The sequence below is a fragment of the Roseovarius sp. genome, from assembly GCF_040223625.1.
Taxonomy (GTDB): Bacteria; Pseudomonadota; Alphaproteobacteria; order Rhodobacterales; family Rhodobacteraceae; genus Roseovarius.
The window spans coordinates 22,958-43,288 of sequence record NZ_JAVKFX010000048.1 but is presented as its reverse complement, the minus strand read 5'-3'; the positions used below and the strand labels follow the sequence as shown (position 1 = coordinate 43,288).

Annotated in this window: 17 protein-coding genes; 10 read left to right on the top strand and 7 right to left on the bottom strand. The window is 67.8% G+C overall.

What is annotated here, in order from left to right; translation table 11 throughout:
* Positions 1–8 precede the first annotated feature (8 nt).
* Positions 9–2,906, top strand: a complete 2,898-nt coding sequence (locus RLN94_RS14480) for a hypothetical protein (RefSeq protein ID WP_350132816.1) — start codon at positions 9–11, stop codon at positions 2,904–2,906.
* A 48-nt stretch (positions 2,907–2,954) separates the two neighbouring features.
* Here the strand turns inward: RLN94_RS14480 and hppD are convergent, their stop codons facing one another.
* Positions 2,955–4,049 (bottom strand): 4-hydroxyphenylpyruvate dioxygenase, encoded by a 1,095-nt coding sequence (gene hppD, locus RLN94_RS14475; RefSeq protein WP_350132818.1) that lies wholly within the window; start codon positions 4,047–4,049, stop codon positions 2,955–2,957.
* 143 nt (positions 4,050–4,192) lie between these two features.
* On the opposite strand from hppD, the gene RLN94_RS14470 reads away from it, so the two are divergent.
* Both RLN94_RS14470 and RLN94_RS14465 read left to right on the top strand, forming a co-directional pair.
* Positions 4,193–4,648 (top strand): Lrp/AsnC family transcriptional regulator, encoded by a 456-nt coding sequence (locus RLN94_RS14470; protein ID WP_350132820.1) that lies wholly within the window; start codon positions 4,193–4,195, stop codon positions 4,646–4,648.
* A 32-nt stretch (positions 4,649–4,680) separates the two neighbouring features.
* Positions 4,681–6,603: a monovalent cation:proton antiporter-2 (CPA2) family protein gene (locus tag RLN94_RS14465; protein ID WP_350132822.1), complete on the top strand. Its 1,923-nt coding sequence runs from the start codon at positions 4,681–4,683 to the stop codon at positions 6,601–6,603.
* On the opposite strand, the gene cobT is transcribed toward RLN94_RS14465, so the two are convergent.
* A complete protein-coding gene (gene cobT / locus RLN94_RS14460) occupies positions 6,600–7,616 on the bottom strand; it encodes a nicotinate-nucleotide--dimethylbenzimidazole phosphoribosyltransferase (protein ID WP_350132824.1) in 1,017 nt (338 codons plus the stop codon). The genes RLN94_RS14465 and cobT overlap by 4 nt on opposite strands.
* Positions 7,617–7,693: 77 nt before the next feature.
* Here cobT and cobS point away from each other — a divergent pair, with 77 nt between their 5' ends.
* Positions 7,694–8,452, top strand: coding sequence for an adenosylcobinamide-GDP ribazoletransferase (cobS, locus tag RLN94_RS14455; RefSeq protein WP_350132826.1), 759 nt, complete (start codon positions 7,694–7,696; stop codon positions 8,450–8,452).
* Between the two features lie 84 nt (positions 8,453–8,536).
* Here cobS and RLN94_RS14450 read toward each other — a convergent pair whose 3' ends face one another.
* The 5 genes from RLN94_RS14450 to RLN94_RS14430 form a co-directional block, all read right to left on the bottom strand.
* Positions 8,537–9,046: a CarD family transcriptional regulator gene (locus tag RLN94_RS14450; protein ID WP_300892078.1), complete on the bottom strand. Its 510-nt coding sequence runs from the start codon at positions 9,044–9,046 to the stop codon at positions 8,537–8,539.
* 307 nt (positions 9,047–9,353) lie between these two features.
* The gene (fdxA, locus tag RLN94_RS14445; RefSeq protein ID WP_300892077.1) at positions 9,354–9,692 is read right to left on the bottom strand and encodes a ferredoxin FdxA; all 339 of its coding nucleotides are present in this window, start codon (positions 9,690–9,692) and stop codon (positions 9,354–9,356) included.
* Between the two features lie 52 nt (positions 9,693–9,744).
* Entirely contained in the window at positions 9,745–10,131 is a 387-nt protein-coding gene (locus tag RLN94_RS14440; RefSeq protein WP_350130883.1) for an RNA-binding S4 domain-containing protein, read from the bottom strand.
* Between the two features lie 7 nt (positions 10,132–10,138).
* A complete protein-coding gene (locus tag RLN94_RS14435; RefSeq protein WP_350130884.1) occupies positions 10,139–13,174 on the bottom strand; it encodes a helicase-related protein in 3,036 nt (1,011 codons plus the stop codon).
* 19 nt (positions 13,175–13,193) lie between these two features.
* Complete coding sequence (locus tag RLN94_RS14430; protein ID WP_350130885.1) at positions 13,194–13,751, bottom strand: tetratricopeptide repeat protein; 558 nt, start codon at positions 13,749–13,751, stop codon at positions 13,194–13,196.
* Positions 13,752–13,829: 78 nt separating this feature from the next.
* Here RLN94_RS14430 and RLN94_RS14425 point away from each other — a divergent pair, with 78 nt between their 5' ends.
* The 6 genes from RLN94_RS14425 (at position 13,830) to RLN94_RS14400 (ending at position 20,270) form a co-directional block, all read left to right on the top strand.
* Complete coding sequence (locus RLN94_RS14425; RefSeq protein WP_350130886.1) at positions 13,830–14,120, top strand: SCP2 sterol-binding domain-containing protein; 291 nt, start codon at positions 13,830–13,832, stop codon at positions 14,118–14,120.
* Positions 14,117–15,073, top strand: coding sequence for an alpha/beta fold hydrolase (locus RLN94_RS14420; protein WP_502949384.1), 957 nt, complete (start codon positions 14,117–14,119; stop codon positions 15,071–15,073). Before RLN94_RS14425 ends, RLN94_RS14420 begins: the two co-directional genes overlap by 4 nt.
* 40 nt (positions 15,074–15,113) lie before the next feature.
* Positions 15,114–16,133 carry a ligase-associated DNA damage response exonuclease gene (locus tag RLN94_RS14415; RefSeq protein WP_350130887.1) on the top strand — a complete coding sequence of 340 codons (1,020 nt, stop codon included), beginning with the start codon at positions 15,114–15,116 and terminating at the stop codon, positions 16,131–16,133.
* On the top strand, positions 16,130–17,725 hold the full coding sequence (locus tag RLN94_RS14410) for an ATP-dependent DNA ligase (protein WP_350130888.1): 1,596 nt from the start codon (positions 16,130–16,132) through the stop codon (positions 17,723–17,725). Before RLN94_RS14415 ends, RLN94_RS14410 begins: the two co-directional genes overlap by 4 nt.
* A gap of 65 nt (positions 17,726–17,790) precedes the next feature.
* The gene (locus RLN94_RS14405) at positions 17,791–19,071 is read left to right on the top strand and encodes an NADase-type glycan-binding domain-containing protein (protein WP_350130889.1); all 1,281 of its coding nucleotides are present in this window, start codon (positions 17,791–17,793) and stop codon (positions 19,069–19,071) included.
* Between the two features lie 329 nt (positions 19,072–19,400).
* Positions 19,401–20,270, top strand: coding sequence for a porin (locus RLN94_RS14400; RefSeq protein WP_350130890.1), 870 nt, complete (start codon positions 19,401–19,403; stop codon positions 20,268–20,270).
* The last annotated feature ends 61 nt before the right edge of the window (positions 20,271–20,331 follow it).

Genomic DNA, 20,331 nt, shown 5'->3' with positions numbered 1-20,331 from the left:
CGTTGCCAATGAAACCGAATTTTGCGCTGACACTTTCTTTCGACGGGATCAGCCTGCTGCACCGCACGCATGCAGGCTGGCACCTCGTCGGCGAGGTCGCGCTCAGCGCCGAGAATCTGACGGCCGACCTGGCCGAGCTTGCCGCCAAGGCGCGCATGCTCGACCCGACCGGCCTGCGCACCAAGCTCGTCCTGCCCGACGACCAGATCAAGTATCTCGCTCTCGAAAGCACTGCCCGCGACGTCAACACGATCGAGGCCGAGGTGCGCGCGGCGCTCGACGGCGCCACGCCCTATCCGCTCAAGGAACTGTCCTACGACTGGTCGGTGCGCGACGGGCGGGTGCATGTCGCCGCCGTCGCCCGCGAAACCCTGGCCGAGGCCGAAAGCTTCGCACAGGAACACGAGCTCAACCCGCTCTGCTTCGTCGCCATGCCCGCCGACGACGCCTTCGCGGGCGAGCCGTTCTTCGGCGAAACCGCCTATGCCGGTAAGGTGCTCGGCCCCGACGAATCGGTCGACCGCGAGAACGAGGTCATCCGCATCGTCGGCGCGGCCCGCCTGCCCGAACCCGCCCCCGTCCCTGCAAGTCCTGCTCCGGCCGCCGAGGCCGACGCGCAGCCGCCCGCCAATGCGGCGCCCGACGCCAAGCCGAAGGCGGACACCAAGCCCGAATCCGACACGAAACCAGAGGCCGACCCCGCCCCGCAGCCTGAACCGGACGTCACACCGAAGCCCGAAGCCGACGCCGCTCCAGACGCCGGTACGGACGGCGACGCCAAACGCAATCGCCAGAATCGCAAGAAGGGCAAGGGCAAGAAGGCCCGTCAGAATGACGCGCAGCCCGAGGCCGGCACCGCCGAAGCGCCCGCCACGGATGACAGCAAGCCGCCCAGGCCAAAGCGCGCCGACAAACAGCCGGCCGGTGACAAATCCGCCGGTGAAGCGCCCGCACCCGACAAGCCCGCCGGCAAGAAACCCGCCCAGGCGGAGGCCGAGCCGAAACCCGCCCCCGCCTTCGCCTTCACCTCGATCCGCACCGCCCCGCGCGATGGCGCCGGCGGCACGCCGCAGCCCGCCCGGATCTCGCCCCTGCCCGGCGCCCGGTTCACGCCGCCGCCCGTCTCCGGCATCCGCAACCCGGCCCCGCCGGCGAACAAGCCGCAGGCAGGGCAAAAACCGGTGGAACAGCCCCCCGAGATGCAGGCGGCCGAGCTTGCCGCCTCCCTCGCCGCCGTCCCCGCGCCCGAACCCGAGACCGAATTCGCGCCGCGCCCGAAAGACGACGATTATACCGGCCCGCCGCCGGCAAGCATCACCCCGGAAGCCACGGACAAGAAACGCAAAACCGGCATCGGCGGCTTCCTGTCCCGGCGCGAGGCGCCCGAAGGCCTGCCCGCGGACAAGCCCCGCGCGAAAGGCCGTCAACCCGCCCCCGCGCCGCTTCATTCCGAGACCAGCATTGCCGCCGCGGACGACCCGCAGCCCACCGCCGCCGCCCGCTCCCTCGACGAGAAGGAGCGGATGACCATCTTCGGCGCCCGCCGCTCCGAAAGCATGCAGCCCGAGAAACCGCGCTACATGGCGCTGGTCCTCACCGCCATCCTGCTGCTCGTTCTCGTGGGTGTCGCCGCATGGGCCGCGCTGTTCCTCGATAACGGCGTCGCCGGCCTCTTCCGCAGCGGCGAGCCCGTCGAAACCGTCGAACAGGCCGAGCCCGATACCGACACCATCGACGAGGCCGTCTCCGCCGCCCTGACCGAACAGCCCGCCGCCCAGCAGGACACGACCGAACCCGACACCGAAATCGCCGCCCTCTCCGGCAGCACGCCCGACGCACCGGCCGACCCCGACGCCCAGGTCGAAGCGCTTGAAGAGCCGCCGCCAACCCCCCGCCCCGAGCGCGTGCCCGAGGAGCTGACCCCGGACGAAGCACGCGCCCGCTACGCGGCAACCGGCATCTGGCAAATGGCGCCCGAGCCTTCACAGGCGCCGGGCGCCACGACTCTGGAAGATGTCTACCAGACCAACCTTGACCCCGACGTGAACTTCTCCGACGCGGTCGCCCTGCCCGAGGCCGAGGAGCTGGCACCGGGCGCCCGGCCCGTCACGCCCTCCGACCCGCCGCCGCCCGGCGTGCGCTACCAGCTTGACCAGCGCGGCTTCATCGCGGCCACGCCCGACGGCGCCGAAACGCCCGAAGGCGCCGTCGTCTTCAGCGGCCCGCCCCCGATCATCCCGCCCGACACGCCGCCGCGCGCCTCGGCCGAAGTGGTCGATGGCCCCGCCGCTGCCGCGCCCGAGGATCCCACGATCCGCCCCCGCGCCCGGCCCGGCGACCTGCAGGAAACCCGCGAACGCTCGGTCCTCGGCGGCATGACCCGGACCGAACTGGCCAGCTTCCGCCCCCGCCTGCGCCCGAAAAGCGCCCAGCAGGAAGCGGTCGAGGCGCTGGCCGAGGAAACCGGCACCGACCCCGACAGCGCCGATCCGATGGCCACCGCCACCGAACAGGCTGTCGCCGCCTCGCTCAAGCCGCAGAACCGGCCCACCGGGTTCGAGACCATCATCGCCGACGCCCGCAAGGCCGCCGCCGCCCGGGAGCAGGCCGCCGCCTCCCAGCCAGTCAGCCGCGAACAGCGCGTCGCCGTCAACATACCCACCGCCACCTCCGTGGCCCGCGCGGCGACAGAGCGGAAACAGATTTCCCTGCGAAAACTGAACCTTATCGGCGTCTACGGCAAACCCAACAGCCGCCGCGCGCTGGTGCGCATGGCCAATGGCAGCTATCAGAAGGTGCAGGTTGGGGATCGTCTCGATGGCGGCCAGGTCGCCGCCATCGGCGAGAGCGAGCTGCGCTATGTCAAGGGCGGCCGCTCCGTCGTCCTGAAAATGCCCCAGGGCTAGCCCCGGGACGGCGAAGGGCGGTTTGCCGCCCCTCGCCCCGGCCGGGTCTCAGCCCGCCTTCAACTCGCCACTGTCGATCTGCTCCTGCTCGATCGATTCGAAGAGCGCCTTGAAGTTGCCCTCGCCGAACCCGTCATCCCCCTTGCGCTGGATGAACTCGAAGAAGATCGGCCCGATCACGGTTTTCGAGAAGATCTGCAACAGGATCTTCGTCTCCCCGCCATCGACCACGCCTTCCCCGTCGATCAGGATGCCGTGTTTCTTCATCCGGTCGATCGGCTCTTCATGGCCCGTGACCCGCTCCTTCGACATCTCGTAATAGGTATCCGGCGGCCCCGGCATGAACTTCACGCCCATCTCGGCAATCGCATCGGTCGAGCCATAGATATCCTCGGTCCCCACCGCGATATGCTGGATGCCCTCGCCGTTGTACTTCTTCAGGTAGGACACGATCTGCCCGGTCTCGCCCCGGTCCTCGTTGATCGGAATGCGGATCCGCCCACAGGGCGAGGTCAGCGCCCGGCTGAAAAGCCCGGTGAACTTGCCCTCGATATCGAAGAACCGGATTTCCTTGAAGTTGAACAGGTCCCCGTAGAACCGGAACCACTTGTCCATGTTCCCCTTGAACACGTTATGCGTCAGGTGATCGAGGTAGAAGAACCCGACCCCCTTCGGCTTCGACACCTCAAGCCACTGATATTCCTCGTTATAGGGCGAGGTATCGTAATACTGGTCGATAAAGTAGATCAGGCTCCCCCCGATCCCGTAGATCGCCGGCACATCCAGCACGCGGCCATCGCCTTCATACGGCTCGGCGCCCTTTGCAACGGCATGCTCGAACGCATGCTGCGCATCCACCACGCGCCAGCCCATCGACGGCGCACAAGGCCCGTGCTCGTCCACGAACTTCTGGCCGAAGCTGCCTTTCTCGGCATTCACCACATAGGTGATATCGCCCTGCTGCCACAGCTCGATATCCTTCTCCTTGTGCCGGGCCACCTTCTGATAGCCCATCGAGGCGAAAAGCGTCCGCAGCTCCTCCGGATCGGGGTGCGCGAACTCGACGAATTCGAACCCGTCCGTGCCGGCGGGGTTCTCGTCGGTGATCTTCGATTGCGGGCGGTCATGCGGGAATGGTCCCATTGGCGCATCTCCTTCGCGGTTGTTCCTGTTCGGATCAAATATACCGCATCCCGCATACGGGATGTGCGCATTCATGGCCGGTTTCCACACGCACCCTGCGGGGGATTTGCAAATCTGTCGCACAGGCCGCATAATATCCGCATATGCTCGATGAAACGGATATCCGCCTGCTCTCGGCCCTCCAGAAGAACGCGCAGCTCACCGCGCAGAATCTCGGCGCCGAGCTCGGCCTCTCGCCCAGCCAGGCTGGCCGCCGCCGTCAGCGGCTGGAATCGAGCGGCCTGATCCTCGGCTACTCGGCCAAACTGAACCCCGTGCATCTCGGCCTCGCCATCCAGGCCTTCGTGCAGGTCGAACTCTCCAGCCACGGGCCCGAGCAATCCCGCTCCTTCACCCGCCTGCTCGACACGAGGCCCGAAGTCGTCAGCGCCTGGACTCTCACCGGCAACGCCGATTACCTCCTCCGCGTCTATTGCGAAGACCTCCCCGCGCTCAACCGCCTGATCCACGAGATCCTTCTGCCACACGCCGCCGTCGCCAAGGTGCAAAGCCAGATCGTCATGGACCAGTGCAAACCCGACGCGCCCCTGCCATTATGACCGAAACACCGTTACCAAGGACCTAAGATTTCATGGAAGGCTTCCTGTTCCAGGCCACGATTTTCCTCGCCGCCGCGGTCATCGCGGTGCCGCTCGCGGCGCGGCTAGGGCTGGGCTCGGTGCTGGGCTACCTTGCCGCCGGCATCCTGATCGGCCCGATCCTCGGTTTCGTCGCCGGGCACGAGACGGAAGAGCTCCAGCATTTCGCCGAATTCGGCGTGGTCATGATGCTCTTCCTCATCGGGCTCGAGCTAGAACCCCGCGCGCTGTGGGACATGCGGCACAGGCTGATCGGCCTCGGCGGGCTCCAGATCGCGCTGACCACCCTGGCCGTCATGGTCGGCGCCATGGCGCTTGGCATCGGCTGGAGCATCTCGCTCGCCATCGGCCTCGTCTTCGCACTCTCCTCCACCGCCATCGTCCTGCAGACCCTGTCGGAAAAGGGGCTGATGCAGACCGGCGGCGGCCGCTCCTCCTTCTCCGTCCTGCTGACACAGGACATCGCCGTCATCCCGATGCTGGCGCTGATCCCGCTTCTGGCCATGCCCAAGACGCCCGACATGATCCTCGGCGAAACCATCCGCCGCGCCCGCGAGGCCGATACCGGCGCCCATTCCGAGGGCGCGCACGAGGCAGCGGCCACCTTCATCCAGTCGCTGCCGGGCTGGGGCGTCACCCTTGTCACGCTGGCCGCCGTGGCCTCGATCATCCTCACCGGCATCTACCTCACCCGGCCCGTGTTCCGCTACATCCACACCGCCCGCCTGCGCGAGATGTCGACCGCGCTGGCCCTGCTCATCGTCGTGGGCATCGCCTTCCTGATGAACGTGGTCGGCCTGTCGCCCGCGCTCGGCGCCTTCCTTGCCGGGGTGGTCCTCGCCTCCAGCGAATTCCGCCACGAACTCGAAAGCGATATCGAGCCGTTCAAGGGCCTGCTGCTCGGCCTGTTCTTCATCACCGTCGGCGCGGGTATCAATTTCACGATCTTGTTTGCCAACTTCTTCACGGTAATCGGCCTTGCGCTTGCAATAATCGTACTTAAGGGCGGCATCCTCTATTTCCTCGGCCGCATCTTCTCACTCCGCGGCCGCACCCTGTGGCTCTTCACCCTCTCGCTGGCCCAGGCGGGGGAATTCGGCTTCGTCCTGATCTCCTTTTCCGGACAACAGAACGTCATTCCCCGCGCCATGACCGAGATGCTGCTTCTCGTCGTGGCGATCACCATGCTGATCACGCCGCTGCTCTTCATCCTCTACGACATCCTCTCCAACCGCATCGACGACGGCACCGAGGCGCAGGAACCCGACGAGATCGACGCCCGCGGCCCGGTCATCATCGCCGGCATCGGCCGCTTCGGCCAGGTGGTCAACCGCCTCGTCCGCTCCAGCGGCTTCGACACCGTCGTGCTCGACCACGACCTCGCCGCGATCCAGCGCATGCGCCGCTTCGGCATCAAGGGCTTCCTCGGCGACCCCTCCCGCCCCGAACTCCTCCATGCCGCCGGCCTGAAGGAGGCCAAGGTCCTCGTCGTCGCCCTCGACAGCCCCGAGGCCACCACCCGCCTCGTCAGCTTCGCCCGCCGCGAACGGCCCGACCTGCACATCATCGCCCGCGCCCGCGACCGCACCCACGTCTTCCGCCTCTACCAGGCCGGCGCCAATGACATCGTCCGCGAACTCTTCGACAGCTCGCTCCGCGCCGGGCGCTACGTGCTTGAAAACATGGGACTATCCGAATTCGAAGCCGCCGAGCTGCAGAAGACCTTCTACAAGCACGACCGCCATTCCGTGCGCGAACTCGCCGCCCTGTGGGACCCCGAAAAGCCGACGATCGAGAACGCGGCCTACATCTCCCGCGCCAAGGAGCTCGAATCGGAACTCGAGACCATGCTGCTCTCGCAACTCGAGGAAACCGCCGCCAACGACCTGCCCGACAAGGACAAGGAAGGCGCCTAGCCGCCCGACACCCCGGCCTCGGTAAATGTCGCCATGCCCGAATGACAGGCCACGGCCCCCTTCAGCACCCCGATCGCCAGCGCCGCGCCCGAGCCTTCGCCCAGCCGCATCCCCATCGCCAGAAGAGGCGCCTTCCCGAGCCGTTCCAGCAAGGCCGGATGCGCCGCCTCGGCGCTCACGTGGCCCGCCACCGCATGGTCCAGCGCGCCCCTCCGCGCGGCCTCGAGACAGGCCGCCGCCGCCGTACAGATGAACCCGTCCAGGATCAGCGGTATCCGCAGCACCCTGGCCCGCACCATCGCCCCCGCCATCGCGGCAATCTCTCGCCCGCCAAGACAGCGCAGCACTTCCAGCCCGTCGCGGCCACAGCCCGCATTTGCCGCCACGGCCCGCGCCACCACCTCGGCCTTCAGCCTCAGCGCCTCGTCGGACACCCCGGTGCCGCGGCCCGTCCAATCGCCTGCTTCGCCGCCATATAACGCCAGCGCCATCGCCGCCGCGGCGGTCGTGTTGCCGATCCCCATCTCGCCGACAACCAGCAAATCCGCTTCCGGATCAACGGCTTCCCAGCCGATCTTCAAGGCATCAACAAATTCCTCCGCCCTCATCGCCGGCCCTTGCGTGAAATCCGCCGTGGGCCGATCCAGTTCAAGCGCGTGCACATCCATCCGCGCCCCGAACGCCTTGGCCAACTGGTTGATCGCCGCGCCGCCGGCCTCGAAATTCGCCACCATCTGCGCGGTCACATCCACTGGGAATGCCGAGACGCCCTGCGCCGTCACCCCGTGGTTGCCCGCGAACACGATCACCTGCGGCCGGGCAATCTCCGGCCGCGCATCGCCCCGCCACGCGCAGTACCATGCCGCAAGATCCTCGAGCCGCCCCAGCGCCCCCGGCGGCTTGGTCAGCTGCCCGTTTCGCTCCTGCGCCCCGGCCCGCGCCGCCGCGTCCTCCTCCGGAAGCGCCTGCAACAGTTGCGAAAACGCCTCGACCGACCCGAAATCCTGATGCATACCTGTCCCCGTCCTGTCCGTTTCCGCCCCCTCTACCGCAGCCCGCTTCCCGAGACAGCCCCAAAAGAGGCACCGGCATGTCCAAAAACGAAACCGCCCTCGCCGCCCCGTCCGACATCGCCACGGCGCTCGGCCTGCTCTCCCGCCTGCCGGTCCCGCCCGCCGACATGGAGCGCACGGCGGCCGCCGCCTGGGCCTACCCGGTGGCCGGGCTGATCCTCGGCGCGCTGGCCGCACTGGCCGGTGCCATCGCCCATGCCTTCGGATTACCTTCGCCCCTCACCGCCCTGATCGCCCTCGTTTTTCTGATCCTCGCCACCGGCGCCATGCACGAGGACGGGCTGGCCGACACGGCCGACGGTTTCTGGGGCGGCTGGACCCGCGACCGCCGGCTCGAGATCATGAAGGATAGCCATATCGGCACGTACGGCGTCGTGGCCCTCATCCTGTCGCTGGCGGCCCGCTGGGCGGCGCTCTCCCTGCTCTACGACCTCGGCGGCGGCACCGCGGCCGCGGCCCTGATCACATCTGCCACCCTCTCCCGCGCCGCCATGCCGCTGCTGATGGCCCGCCTGCCCCATGCCCGCGCCGGCGGTCTCTCGCACAGCGTCGGCCCCGTGCCCGAGCGCGCGGCATGGCTGGCACTGGCCATCGCCGCCCTCGCCGCCATCCTCCTCGCCGGGTGGAGCGGCCTGCCCGCCATCTTCTGGGCCCTCGCCGCGGCACTGGCCATGGGCTTTCTCGCCCGCTCCATGATCGGCGGTCAGACGGGCGACATCCTCGGCGCGACCCAGCAGGTGGCCGAGATCGCCATCCTCTTCAGCCTCGTCGCCTGAGAGCCCCGACACTCCCCCGAAAACGCCAAAGGCCGCGCCCTCAACGGGCACGGCCTTGCGCATTTTCCCAATATCGCCCGGCAGTTACGCCGCGCGCGACACCAGCACTTCGTCGACCTTCTTGGCCGCCTGCACCTCGTCGCCACCGCTCACGGCGGCCACTTCGCGGGTCAGGCGTTCCAGCGCGGCCTCGTAAAGCTGGCGCTCGGAATAGCTCTGCTCGCGCTGGTCATCGGTGCGGTGCAGGTCGCGCACCACCTCGGCAATCGCGATCAGGTCGCCAGAATTGATCTTCTGTTCGTATTCCTGCGCGCGGCGCGACCACATGGCGCGCTTCACCCGGGCCTTGCCCTTCAGCGTGCTCATGGCCTTCGACACAACGTCCGGGCTCGACAGGCTCCGCATGCCGATCTCGGCCGCCTTGTTCGTCGGCACCCGCAGGGTCATCTTGTCCTTTTCGAACGAAATCACGAACAGTTCCAGCTCGATCCCGGCAATCTCCTGCTTCTCGATCGACACGATCTGCCCCACGCCATGGGCGGGGTAGACAACGTAATCGTCGGGCCGAAACTCGGATTTCTTGGATTTGCTCATTCAGTCTTTCCTCATCATGCAAACCGTCGCAGACAGCGCATAGGGCACGTCCCAGGGGATGTGGTGATCCGATGAGCCGATGCAACAGGCGCAGAGATACCCATTCCCAAAGCGGCTCGGGTGAATGGATACCAGGCGGTGTTCTTCATATGTCACAAAATCATAGCATAAAAATGCGACATCTGGAAGCACAATCGCTTGATCCGCCGCATTTCGCCTTTGAATCAAAGGCGTTACACGACAGGTCTCATCCCCTTTTCAGCCCCTTCCCGGGCCGCCGGGGCTCGAATCAGCTGAACCGCCCGGTTCAGCCCCCCTCGCCGGGGGTTTCCGAGAAATACTTGGCCAGCTTGCCCTCTTCCCCGTCACGCTCGTCGGCATTGGGAAGCTGGTCCTTCTTGGTGATGATCACCGGCCACATCTCGGAATACTTCCGGTTGAACTCCACCCATTCCTCCATGTCCGGCTCGGTATCGGGCCGGATCGCGTCGGCCGGGCATTCCGGCTCGCAGACGCCACAGTCGATGCATTCGTCGGGGTGGATCACCAGCATGTTCTCGCCCTCGTAGAAACAGTCCACGGGGCACACCTCCACACAGTCGGTGTATTTGCATTCGATGCAGTTATCGATCACCACGTAAGTCATCTGGCGGGTTCATCCTTGATATCTTGCGCCTGAACTAATCCAGTGCCCCGGATCATTCAAGCGTGTCAGGACGATTGAGATCGAGTTTGCGGCGTTCCCGTTTCGTGGGGCGCCCTTTTCCCTCGTAGCGCGGCGCAGCCGGAACGCTGTTCGCCTCCTCGCGCTCGGGCGGGGCCAGGTCCTCGTAAAGTGCCTGCGCCTCGGGCGCCGGCCCGCGCCGGTCTCCCAGCGCCACGATCCGGATCACCCGCACCTGCCGTGCCTGCGGAAAGGTCAGCACGTCACCCGCGCCCACCGCATGGGCGGGCTTGGCCACCTTCTGGCTGTTCACCCGGACATGCCCGCCCGAGACAAGCTTCGCCGAAAGGCCCCGCGTCTTGAAGAACCGCGCCTGCCACAGCCACTTGTCGAGGCGGATCTTGCCCGGGCCTTGGGTCACCGCAGCATCAGCTCTTGTCCTTCAACCCCATCAGCGCGGCGGCAAAGGGGTTGTCGGGGTCGATCCGGTCCTTCTTCTCGGGGCGCGAGGAATAGTTGCGCGCGCCCTTCTGATCGGGCTTGGCGCCCCGCGCCTTGCCCTTGGGCTTGCGGCCCTGCCCGCGGTCCTGTCCGCGCTCCTGGCCCTTCTCCTGCCCCTGCGGCTTGCCCTGCCGGCGCTGGTGGTTCTGCCGGTTGGCCTTGGGCCGCCCGGCCCAGGTGAAGGTATAGTAGACTTCCAGCTCGGGCTGGGCCACCTCCGCCGGCATCTCGCCGGGCAGGATCTCCTCCTCAGGCGTCGCGGGAATCTCCGCCTCGTCCTCGGGCGCCTCGGCGGGCTCTGCCGCCACGGGCGCCTCGCCGGCGTCGGCAATCTCCTCGACCTTGTCCTCGGCGGTCTCCGCCGGCGCATCCGCAGCCTCCGGCACATGGCCCGCCGCGGCCTCCGCCGTGTCCATTACCGGCCCGGCCTCGGGCTCCGCCGCGTCACCGGCCTCGTCCGTCTCCGCCGGCCCGGCCGCGGGCTCCGCCGCTGCACCGGCCTCGCCTGCATCCATCACCGGCGTATCGCCCGCCTCGGCCGTCGCCGCCTCGTCCGCCGAACCATCCGCCACCGCCTGGTCGACCGGCTTCACCTTCTCGCGCTCGGCCCGCTCGGCCTTGTAGCCCAGCCCCTGCATCAGGTCGGCGAACTGTTCCAGCGTCATGCCGGTGATTGACAGCATGTCGGCCTTGGCCTCGAACCCGCCCCGGCTGTCCTCGGCCCGCAACATGTCGGCCAGCCGCTCCAGCATGTCGATCCGGATCGCCCGCTCGCCAGCCGCGCGATAGCCGGCCATGGCGTAATAGCCTTCCGTCGTCTCGGTCGCGGGCACCGTCACCAGCCCCGGCGGCGGCGACTCGGGGAACTCGTCCAGCCCCTTCGACAGCGACCACAGCACCAGCCGCAACCGCGTCGGCGCGGGCTTCAGCAATAGCGGCATGAAGATCGTGAACTGCCCGAACCGCACGCCGTGCTTGCGCAGCGCCCCGCGCGAGTCCTGGTCCAGCGCCTTGACCTCGTCGGCCACCTGGCCCCGCGGGATCACCCCGAAATTCTCGACCATCCGGAAGCCGAAGCCCCGCGCCAGCCCGGCAAGCGCCTCGTCCCGCTGGATGTTCAGCAGCGGCTCGAACAGCGTGGCGATCTTGCGGTCGATGAAATGCTGCAACCGCCGCTGCACCTTCTGCATCACCTCGGGCCCGGCGGTGTCGTCCACATAGGCCGAAACCCCCGGCTTCAGCGGGTCCGACCCGGCGACAAGCTTACCCACCGCCTGGTCGCCCCACATCAGGCCACCCTGCTCGGTGAAATCGATCTCGGTGTCAGGCGCATTGTAGAACCGGTCGGCCCGCAGGTGGAAATGGGGGCTCAGCGCCTGCAAACTCGCCTGCTGCAGCGTCTTGGCCTCCTGCCCGGCGGCCGCCTTGTCCTGGATGAAACGGAATCCTTCCAGCCGGCCGACGAATTCGCCCTCGACCGTCACTTCACCGGTATCGTTCACTTCGGCCACGATGGCCTCCTTCTGCTTGAGCCGCCTGAGCAGCACCGAGGTGCGCCTGTCGACAAATCTCTGCGTCAAGGCGCCGTGCAGCGCATCCGACAGGCGGTCTTCTACCGCGCGAGTCGCCTCGCGCCAATGGGTTTCGTTCTCGATCCAGCCATTCCGCTGGGCCACGTATGTCCACGTCCGGATATAGGCCAGACGTTTGCTTAACGTATCAATGTCGCCTTCGGTTCGGTCGATTCGGCGAACTTGACGCGAAAACCAGTCTTCCGAGACCCGGCCGCGCTCGTGCAGGTCGCAATAGATCCTCTCCAGAAGACCGGCATGCTCGGCATGGCTGATGCCCCGGAAATCCGGCACCCGGCACACGTCCCACAACAGCCGCACCGACGGCCCGTCGCTGGCCCGCGCCCGCACCTCGGCCACCTCCGCCAGCGTCTTGAGCGCGCCAAGATCGTCGGCCTCCCGCGCCTTGGCCAGCCGCTCGTTGTCGGGCCGCGCCTCCAGCGACGCGATCAGCGCATCCAGATGCCCGAAGCTCAGCGCCGGGTTCCGCCATTCCAGCTTCAGGATCGGCGCGAACCGGTGATCCATGATCGCCTGCGCCACCTCCGGGTCGAGATCCGGCGCCTCGCCCGTCACCCCGAACGTGCCGTTGCGCATCCCCCGGCCCGCCCGGCCCGCGATCTGCGCCAGCTCGTTGGGCTGCAACGCCCGCATCCGCCGCCCGTCGAATTTCGTCAGGGAGGAGAACGCCACGTGATCGATATCGAGGTTCAGCCCCATCCCGATCGCATCCGTCGCCACGAGGTAATCCACATCCCCGTTCTGGTAGAGCTCCACCTGCGCATTCCGCGTCCGGGGCGAAAGCGCCCCCATCACCACCGCCGCCCCGCCCTTCTGGCGGCGCAACAGCTCGGCAATCGCATAGACATTCTCCACCGAGAACCCCACGATCGCACTGCGCGGCGAAATCTTCGGGATCTTCTTCGAGCCGGTGTACATGAGCTGCGACATCCGCTCGCGCCCCACGAACTCGACCTGCGGCACCAGCGCGGCAATCGCCCCCCGCATCGAATGCGAGCCCAGGAACTGCGTCTCCTTCAGCCCCCGCATCCGAAGCAACCGGTCGGTGAACACATGCCCCCGCTCGGGGTCGGCACAAAGCTGGATCTCGTCGACGGCCACGAAATCCGCACCCATCCCCTCCGGCATCGCCTCGACGGTACAGACCCAATACTGCGTCCGCTCCGGCACGATCCGTTCCTCGCCGGTGACCAGCGCCACCACCGACGGCCCCCGCACCTTGACGATCTTGTCATACACCTCCCGCGCCAACAGGCGCAGCGGCAGACCGATCACCCCGGTCCGGTAGCCCAGCATCCGCTCGATCGCGAAATGAGTCTTGCCCGTGTTCGTCGGCCCCAGAACCGCAAGGGTTCTTGACTGCTCGGCCATGCGACCGCTCCGTAATTGATCAGAGATCTGCGCCGCCGGCCCGGCTTCCCAGATTTTCAAGGGTTTCCGTTACCTCCGCATGGTGCGGATGTATAGCCAGAACCCGCTCGAAGGCCTCGACGGCCAGGTCGAACCGGTCGATCTCGCCCAGGATGGCGCCCAGCGCGGCAATCGCCTCGAAATGCCGCGGCTCCAGCGTCAGCGTCCGCTCGAGGTCCGCCACCGCCGGCCCGAACATCTCGGCCCGCGCATAGGCCACGGCGCGCCGGTGCCAGCCCTCGGCGAAATCCGGCGCATGATCGGTGAGCGCGGTGAAATGGCCGATGGCTGCCTCCATGTCGCCCGCCTCCAGCGCGTCCGTCCCGCGCTTCAGAAGCAGGTCCATCGCCGGCGAGCCCGATTTCGACCATTCCATCTCGATATCCCTGGCCACCCGGCGCGCCCCGGCGGGGTCGGCATCCTGCAACTGGCCATACAGCCGGTCGAGCTTCTCCTGATCCGCCGCCCAGGAAATGGTCGACGACAGGACTATCGCCAGAACCGACGCAACGGTACGATTGAGAATTTGGAATGACATGCCCATAACACCCCTGAATTTAGCGCCCGTCGCGGGGAATCATAGCCCCCCGATGGCAATACCGGAGGAAATTGAAAAATGAGTGATGTGATCGACAGCGCCGTCGCGGCCCTCAAGCCCAAGGTCGGCGAGGGTTTCGACGGCGGCACCGCCAAGTTCGTGATCGAGGGCGAAGGCGCCATCATGATCGACGACAAGGGCGTGCGCGCAGGCGACGAGGAGGCCGACGTGACCCTGACGGCCGAGGCCGAGACCTTCCAGGCCATCCTCGAGGGCGATCTCGACCCCACCTCCGCCTTCATGTCCGGCAAGCTCAGCGTCGACGGCGACATGGGCCTCGCGATGAAGCTCGGTTCCGTCCTTTCGTGACCGAAACCGCCCCCTTCTTCGACGAGATGTCCGACGGGCCCGGCGGCGGCCGGGCGTGGTGGGCCGAGACGGAAGACGGCACCCGCATCCGCCTCGGCCTCTGGCGGCCCGAGGGGGCGCGCGGCACGGTGTTCCTCTTCCCCGGCCGCACCGAGTATATCGAGAAATACGGCCGCGCCGCCCGCGACCTCGCGGCGCAGGGGCTCGCCACCTTCACCATCGACTGGCGCGGCCAGGGCCTGGCCGACCGCCTCGTCGATGACGCGATGGCCGGCCACGTGATGCATTTCACCGACTACCAGCACGATGTCCGCGCCATGCTGGCGGCGGCCGAGGAGCTCGACCTCCCCCGCCCGTGGCACCTGCTCGGGCATTCCATGGGCGGCTGCATCGGCCTGCGCGCGGCGATGGAAGGGATGCCCGTGGCCTCCTGCGTCTTCTCCGGCCCGATGTGGGGCATCCGTATCGCCGACGCCCTGCGGCCCGTCGCATGGTCGCTCTCGTGGACCTCCAAGCGCCTCGGCATGGGCCATTTCTACGCCCCCGGCACGGCGGGCGGCAATTACGTGCTCACCGAACCCTTTGAGACCAACAAGCTCACCCGCGACCGCGAGATGTACGACTACATGACCCGTCATCTCAACACCCGGCCCGAGCTCGGCCTCGGCGGCCCCAGCCTGCACTGGCTGCACGAGGCGCTGATGGAAACCCGCGCGCTGGCCCGCCTGCCCTCGCCCGATCTGCCCTGCCTCACCATCATGGGCTCGGACGAGGATATCGTCGACGTCCCCCGCATCCGCCAGCGCATGGCGGCCTGGCCCGGCGGCCGGCTCGAGGTGATCGAGGGCGGCCGCCACGAGGTGATGATGGACGACCCCGAGACCCGCGCCGCGGTCTTCGGCCTGATGGGCGATTTCTTCACGTCACACGGCGCCATCGCCGCCCCCGCCTGAGCCCCCTTTCCCCCCGCCAGAACCGGGCTATCCTTCGCCCATGGTTCTGGAATTCAAACCACAGGGCATCTACTGCCCGGCGGGCGATTTCTTCATCGACCCCTGGCGCCCCGTCGACCGGGCGCTCATCACCCATGGCCATGCCGACCACGCCCGCCCCGGGCACTCCCGCTACCTCGCCACCGCCGCCGCGGCCCCCGTCATGCATCACCGCCTCGGCGACATCACCCTCGATACCATCGATTATGGCGAGACACGCCGGATCGGCGGGGCGAGCGTCTCCTTCCACCCGGCCGGCCACGTCCCCGGCTCCGCCCAGATCCGTGTCGAAGTAAAGGGCCAGGTCTGGGTCGTCTCCGGCGACTACAAGACCGACCCCGACCGCCTCTCCGAACCCTTCGAACCCGTCCGCTGCCACAGCTTCATCACCGAATGCACCTTCGGCCTGCCCGTCTTCACATGGGCGCCCGAACCCGAGGTCGCGGCCCAGGTCAACCACTGGTGGGCCGACAACGCCGCCAATGGCCGCTTCTCCCTTCTCGGCGCCTATTCCCTCGGCAAGGCCCAGCGCGTCCTCTCCCTCCTCGACCCCTCGATCGGCCCCATCCTCACCCACGGCGCGGTCGAGAACACCAACGCCGTCCTGCGCGGGCAGGGCCTCCCCCTCCCCGACACCATCCACGTCACGCCGGACACCAAGGCGGCCGACCACCCCGGCGCCCTTGTCCTCGCCCCGCCCGGCGCCCTCTCCACACCCTGGGCCCGCCGCTTTCGCCCGGCCTCCACCGGCTTCGCCTCGGGCTGGATGCGCCTGCGCGGGGTCCGCCGCCGCCGCGCCGTCGACCGCGGCTTCGTCATGTCCGACCACGCAGACTGGGACGGGCTCAACGCCGCCATCAAGGCCACCGGCGCCGAAACCATCTACGCCACCCACGGCTACACCGACATCTTCGCCCGCTGGCTCACCGAACAGGGCTACGACGCCCATGTCGTCCCGACCGAGTTCACCGGCGAATCCCTCGATGACGACGCCAGCACCGAGGCCGACACCGCCTCATGAAACGCTTCGCCGCCCTCTACGCCACCATCGACCAGACCACCAAGACCACCCGCAAGGTCGAAGCGCTGGCCGCCTACCTCTCCGAGGCCCCCGAGGATGACCGCCTCTGGACCATCGCCCTCTTCTCCGGCCGCCGCCCCCGCCGCACCATCACCACCACCCGCCTGCGCGAATGGGCGGCCGAACGCGCCGGCATCCCCCTCTGGCTCTTCGAGGAAAGCTACCCAATCGTCGGCGACCTCGCCGAAACCATCGCCCTCGTCCTGCCCGAACCCACCGAGACGCAAGACGACAGCCTCACCACATGGATCACCCGCCTCCTCGCCCTCGACGCCGCCTCCGAAGACGACCGCAAGACCGCCATCCTCGACGCCTGGAACCGGATGGAGCCCCTCGAACGCCTCGTCTTCAACAAGCTCCTCACCGGCGGCTTCCGCGTCGGCATCTCCCGCAAGCTCATGACCCGCGCGCTGGCCCAGGCCACCGGACAGGACGAAGCCCAGCTCGCCCACCGCCTCATGGGCGACTGGACGCCGGAAACCACCACCTACCACAGCCTCATCGAGGCCGAGGACAAGGCCGCCCAGCTCTCCCGCCCCTACCCCTTCTGCCTCGCCTACGGGCTCGACGAGGACACCCCCGACAGCCTCGGCCAACCCGCCGACTGGCACGCCGAATGGAAATGGGACGGCATCCGCGGCCAGCTCATCCTCCGCGGCGCCGAACACTTCGTCTGGTCCCGCGGCGAGGAACTGATGACCGACCGCTTCCCGGAACTCGCCCGCGCCCGCGATTTCCTCCCCGACGGCACCGTGATCGACGGCGAGATCGTCGCCTGGAAAGACCCCCACCCGCTCCCCTTCAACGCCCTGCAAAAACGCATCGGCCGCAAGACCGTGCCGAAGAAACTGCTGAAAGAGGCCCCCGTCATCCTCCTCGCCTACGACCTGCTCGAGGAAGACGGCCAGGACCTCCGCGACCTCCCCTTCACCACCCGCCGCGCCCGCCTCGACGCCCTCCTGCAGGACCTGCCCCCCGACGCCCCCTTGCGCCCCTCCCGCCTCATCCCCTTCAAATCATGGGACGACCTCGCGACAACCCGCGCCACCGCCCGCGATCACCGCGCCGAAGGGCTCATGCTCAAACGCGGCGACAGCCCCTACCATGTCGGCCGCAAGAAGGGCGACTGGTGGAAATGGAAGCTCGACCCGCTCACCATCGACGCCGTCATGATCTACGCCCAGCAGGGCCACGGCCGCCGCGCCAACCTCTTCACCGATTTCACCTTCGCCGTCTGGTCCGGCAACGATCTCGTGCCCTTCACCAAGGCCTATTCCGGCCTCACCGATACCGAGTTCCGCAAGATCACCGCCTGGGTCCGCAAGAACACCCTGCAACGCTTCGGCCCCGTCCGGCAGGTCCGCCCCGAGCATGTCTTCGAGATCGCCTTCGAAGGCATCTTCGAAAGCCCCCGCCACAAGTCCGGCATCGCGCTCCGCTTCCCCCGCATGGCCCGCTGGCGCCACGACAAGCCGGTGCAGGAGGCCAATTCCCTCGACGATCTCCACGCCCTCCTGTCGCAATACGGCTGAATCCGCCTTCCCCGGCGTCAAATCCCGCGCTAACATCGCTCTCGATTTAGATAGCGCCCCATTCCATGCGCCTGCTCATTGCCCTCGCCCTGCTGCTCGCCACCGCCTCCGGCGCCCTCGCCGACCGTGTCGCCCTCGTCATGGGCAATGGCAATTACCGCCACGCCAAGCCGCTGAAGAACGCCGTGAACGACGCCACCGACGTGGCCGCCCGCCTGCGCGAGATGGGCTTCACCGTCTACGAAGGCATCGACCTGCCCCGCCGCGACGCCCTCCTCCTCGTGCAACAGGTCGGCCAACGGCTGCAATACGACGACACCGTGCTCTTCTACTTCGCCGGCCACGCCACCCAGCTCGGCAGCCAAAACTACATCATGCCCATCGACGCCTCCCCGGGAAGCGAGAACGAGCTGGTTGACAGCTCCATCAGCATGCAGGCCATCCTCGCCACGCTCGAATCCCGGGCACTGACGCGGCTCATCATCCTCGACGCCTGCCGCAACAACCCCTTCATCAGCAGCGCCGAGGGCAGCCGCTCGGCCGATGAGGGCGCCCGCGGCCTCTTCCGCATGGATGCCGGCGCCGGGTCCTTCATCGCCTACTCGACAGAGCCCGGCAACGTCGCCTCCGACGGCGCCGGCCGCAACAGCCCCTTTACCGAGGCGTTGCTGCGCCATATCGACAGCCCCGGCAAGGATATCCACGCCGTCATGCGCCGCGTCCGCGCCGACGTGATGAACGCCTCCAACAACCGCCAGATCCCGTGGGAGAACTCGGCCCTCGTCGACGAGGTCTACCTCGCCGGCCTGCCCCGCACCGCCGACACCGCGACCGGCACCAACACCGCCCTCGCCCGGCCCGCTGTCACCCACAACCCCCGCCCGGCCCTGATGACCGAGACCTGCCTCTCGGGCCAGATCGACGGCGTGCCCACCAGCCTCTGCGCCTCCAGCGTGCTCGCCTCGCAGGGCGCCAACAGCTACGGGCCGGAAAACCTGATCGACGACAGCCCCGCCACCGCCTGGGTCGAAGGCGTCAGCGGCACCGGCAAAGGCCAGACGCTAGCCTGGGAATTCGGCGCCGATACCGACATCAACACGCTCTACCTGATCAACGGCTACGCCAAGTCCGAGCGCACTTTCACCCGCAACGCCCGTGTCGCCAGCCTGCGCGTCACCGGCTCCACCGGCGCCCAGGCCACCCTCAGCCTGCGCGACACGATGGACTGGCAGCGCTTCGACCTCCCCGGCATGGCGGCGCAACGCTGGCTCCAGCTCGAGATCCTCTCCACCTACCCCGGCACGCATTACGAGGACACGGCCATTTCGGCACTGGGGTACCAGTAGTCCGAGGATAGTTGACGCCGGGCGAGCGCCGGCCCGTGGGGAGGCGCTGCAACGATGATGGCCAGCACTTTATGGCCCCGATCACATCCCAGATGGAGATGCCGCGCAACATCCGCCAAAGCGCCTGCCCGCCGGGACGGGCCGGCGCTCGCCCGGCGCCGCGCCAAGGCGCGGCTTTGTTCCGGGCGTGTACCAGCCACGAGGTCAGGTACGATAATGCCAATAACACCACGCCAACCACCCCAGATCCCACGCCCACCCTTTCCCGCTTCCCTATTCCCGTCCCCTGGTGCATCTTCCCCCGCGATAACAATCACAAGGCCGAGGCCATGTTCCGAGTAGTCTGCGCCGCCCTGGCGCTCTGTATCTGCGTATCCACCGCCCACGCCCAGCAACTCGACATCGACGGCGAGCTTCGTGTCGGCGCCACCAGCCTCTATGGCGGCGAAGGCATCGGCGCCGCCGACATCATCGTTGGTTTCGATTTCTTCCGCACCGTCCCCCTCGGCGCCGAGTTGGGCTTCTACGGCTTCGCCGGCAAGCCCGGCCGCCCGCACGAAACCTATGTCGCGCTCACCTGGAACGACACCTGGCGCGTGGGCTTCACCCCCTCGGTCTACGACACCGTGCTGAAATCCACCTTCGACCACGCCGCCCCCCGCGTCGGCCTCGACCGGGTCGAATACACCCGGTCGCTCGCCACCGTCGAACCCATCCGCCGCGCCGCCGTGCCGGCGGGCGTCTCCTATACCGGCAGCTTCGGCCAGACCATATTCGCCGCCTCCGCCCACCATGCCAACAAGGGCGACTTCACGGCCCTGGCCCTCGCCGTCTCCCGCGAGTGGGAGGATTTCACTCTTTCCGGCGCCGTCGAAGGCGTCTGGGCCGATGCCCTCACCAACGACGGCATCAACGCCAAGCTCGGCGGCAGCTACGATTTCGGCGCCACCCGCATCGGCCTCGCCTATCTCCACCCCGACGCCAACGCCCGGCCCGACACGCTGGCGCTCGACTTCGCCTGGTCGCCCACCAAGGGGCTCGACCTGCTGGCCTTCGGCGAGATCAGCCTCGAGGACACCGACGACGCCTATGGCGTGGCGGCCGACTTCATCCTGCGCGACAGCACGTCCTGGATCCTTTCGGCCACAGACAGCAGCGGCGGCAGCGCCTTTCACGCCACCCTCGAACAACGGTTCTGAGGCGTTAACGGCGCGCAAACCCAACGCCCGCCCGGTTAACCCTGCGTCTTCCGGGGCGGGC

Bases quoted from the DNA above. Each gene is read 5' to 3' on its own strand.
- RLN94_RS14450 (WP_300892078.1), bottom strand. From the start codon at position 9,046: ATGAGCAAATCCAAGAAATCCGAGTTTCGGCCCGACGATTACGTTGTC.
- RLN94_RS14480 (WP_350132816.1), top strand. From the start codon at position 9: ATGAAACCGAATTTTGCGCTGACACTTTCTTTCGACGGGATCAGCCTG.
- RLN94_RS14435 (WP_350130884.1), bottom strand. From the start codon at position 13,174: ATGGCCGAGCAGTCAAGAACCCTTGCGGTTCTGGGGCCGACGAACACG.
- RLN94_RS14415 (WP_350130887.1), top strand. From the start codon at position 15,114: ATGGTTCTGGAATTCAAACCACAGGGCATCTACTGCCCGGCGGGCGAT.
- cobT (WP_350132824.1), bottom strand. From the start codon at position 7,616: ATGCATCAGGATTTCGGGTCGGTCGAGGCGTTTTCGCAACTGTTGCAG.
- RLN94_RS14400 (WP_350130890.1), top strand. From the start codon at position 19,401: ATGTTCCGAGTAGTCTGCGCCGCCCTGGCGCTCTGTATCTGCGTATCC.
- RLN94_RS14425 (WP_350130886.1), top strand. From the start codon at position 13,830: ATGAGTGATGTGATCGACAGCGCCGTCGCGGCCCTCAAGCCCAAGGTC.
- cobS (WP_350132826.1), top strand. From the start codon at position 7,694: ATGTCCAAAAACGAAACCGCCCTCGCCGCCCCGTCCGACATCGCCACG.
- RLN94_RS14430 (WP_350130885.1), bottom strand. From the start codon at position 13,751: ATGTCATTCCAAATTCTCAATCGTACCGTTGCGTCGGTTCTGGCGATA.
- hppD (WP_350132818.1), bottom strand. From the start codon at position 4,049: ATGGGACCATTCCCGCATGACCGCCCGCAATCGAAGATCACCGACGAG.
- RLN94_RS14410 (WP_350130888.1), top strand. From the start codon at position 16,130: ATGAAACGCTTCGCCGCCCTCTACGCCACCATCGACCAGACCACCAAG.
- RLN94_RS14465 (WP_350132822.1), top strand. From the start codon at position 4,681: ATGGAAGGCTTCCTGTTCCAGGCCACGATTTTCCTCGCCGCCGCGGTC.
- RLN94_RS14405 (WP_350130889.1), top strand. From the start codon at position 17,791: ATGCGCCTGCTCATTGCCCTCGCCCTGCTGCTCGCCACCGCCTCCGGC.
- RLN94_RS14470 (WP_350132820.1), top strand. From the start codon at position 4,193: ATGCTCGATGAAACGGATATCCGCCTGCTCTCGGCCCTCCAGAAGAAC.
- fdxA (WP_300892077.1), bottom strand. From the start codon at position 9,692: ATGACTTACGTGGTGATCGATAACTGCATCGAATGCAAATACACCGAC.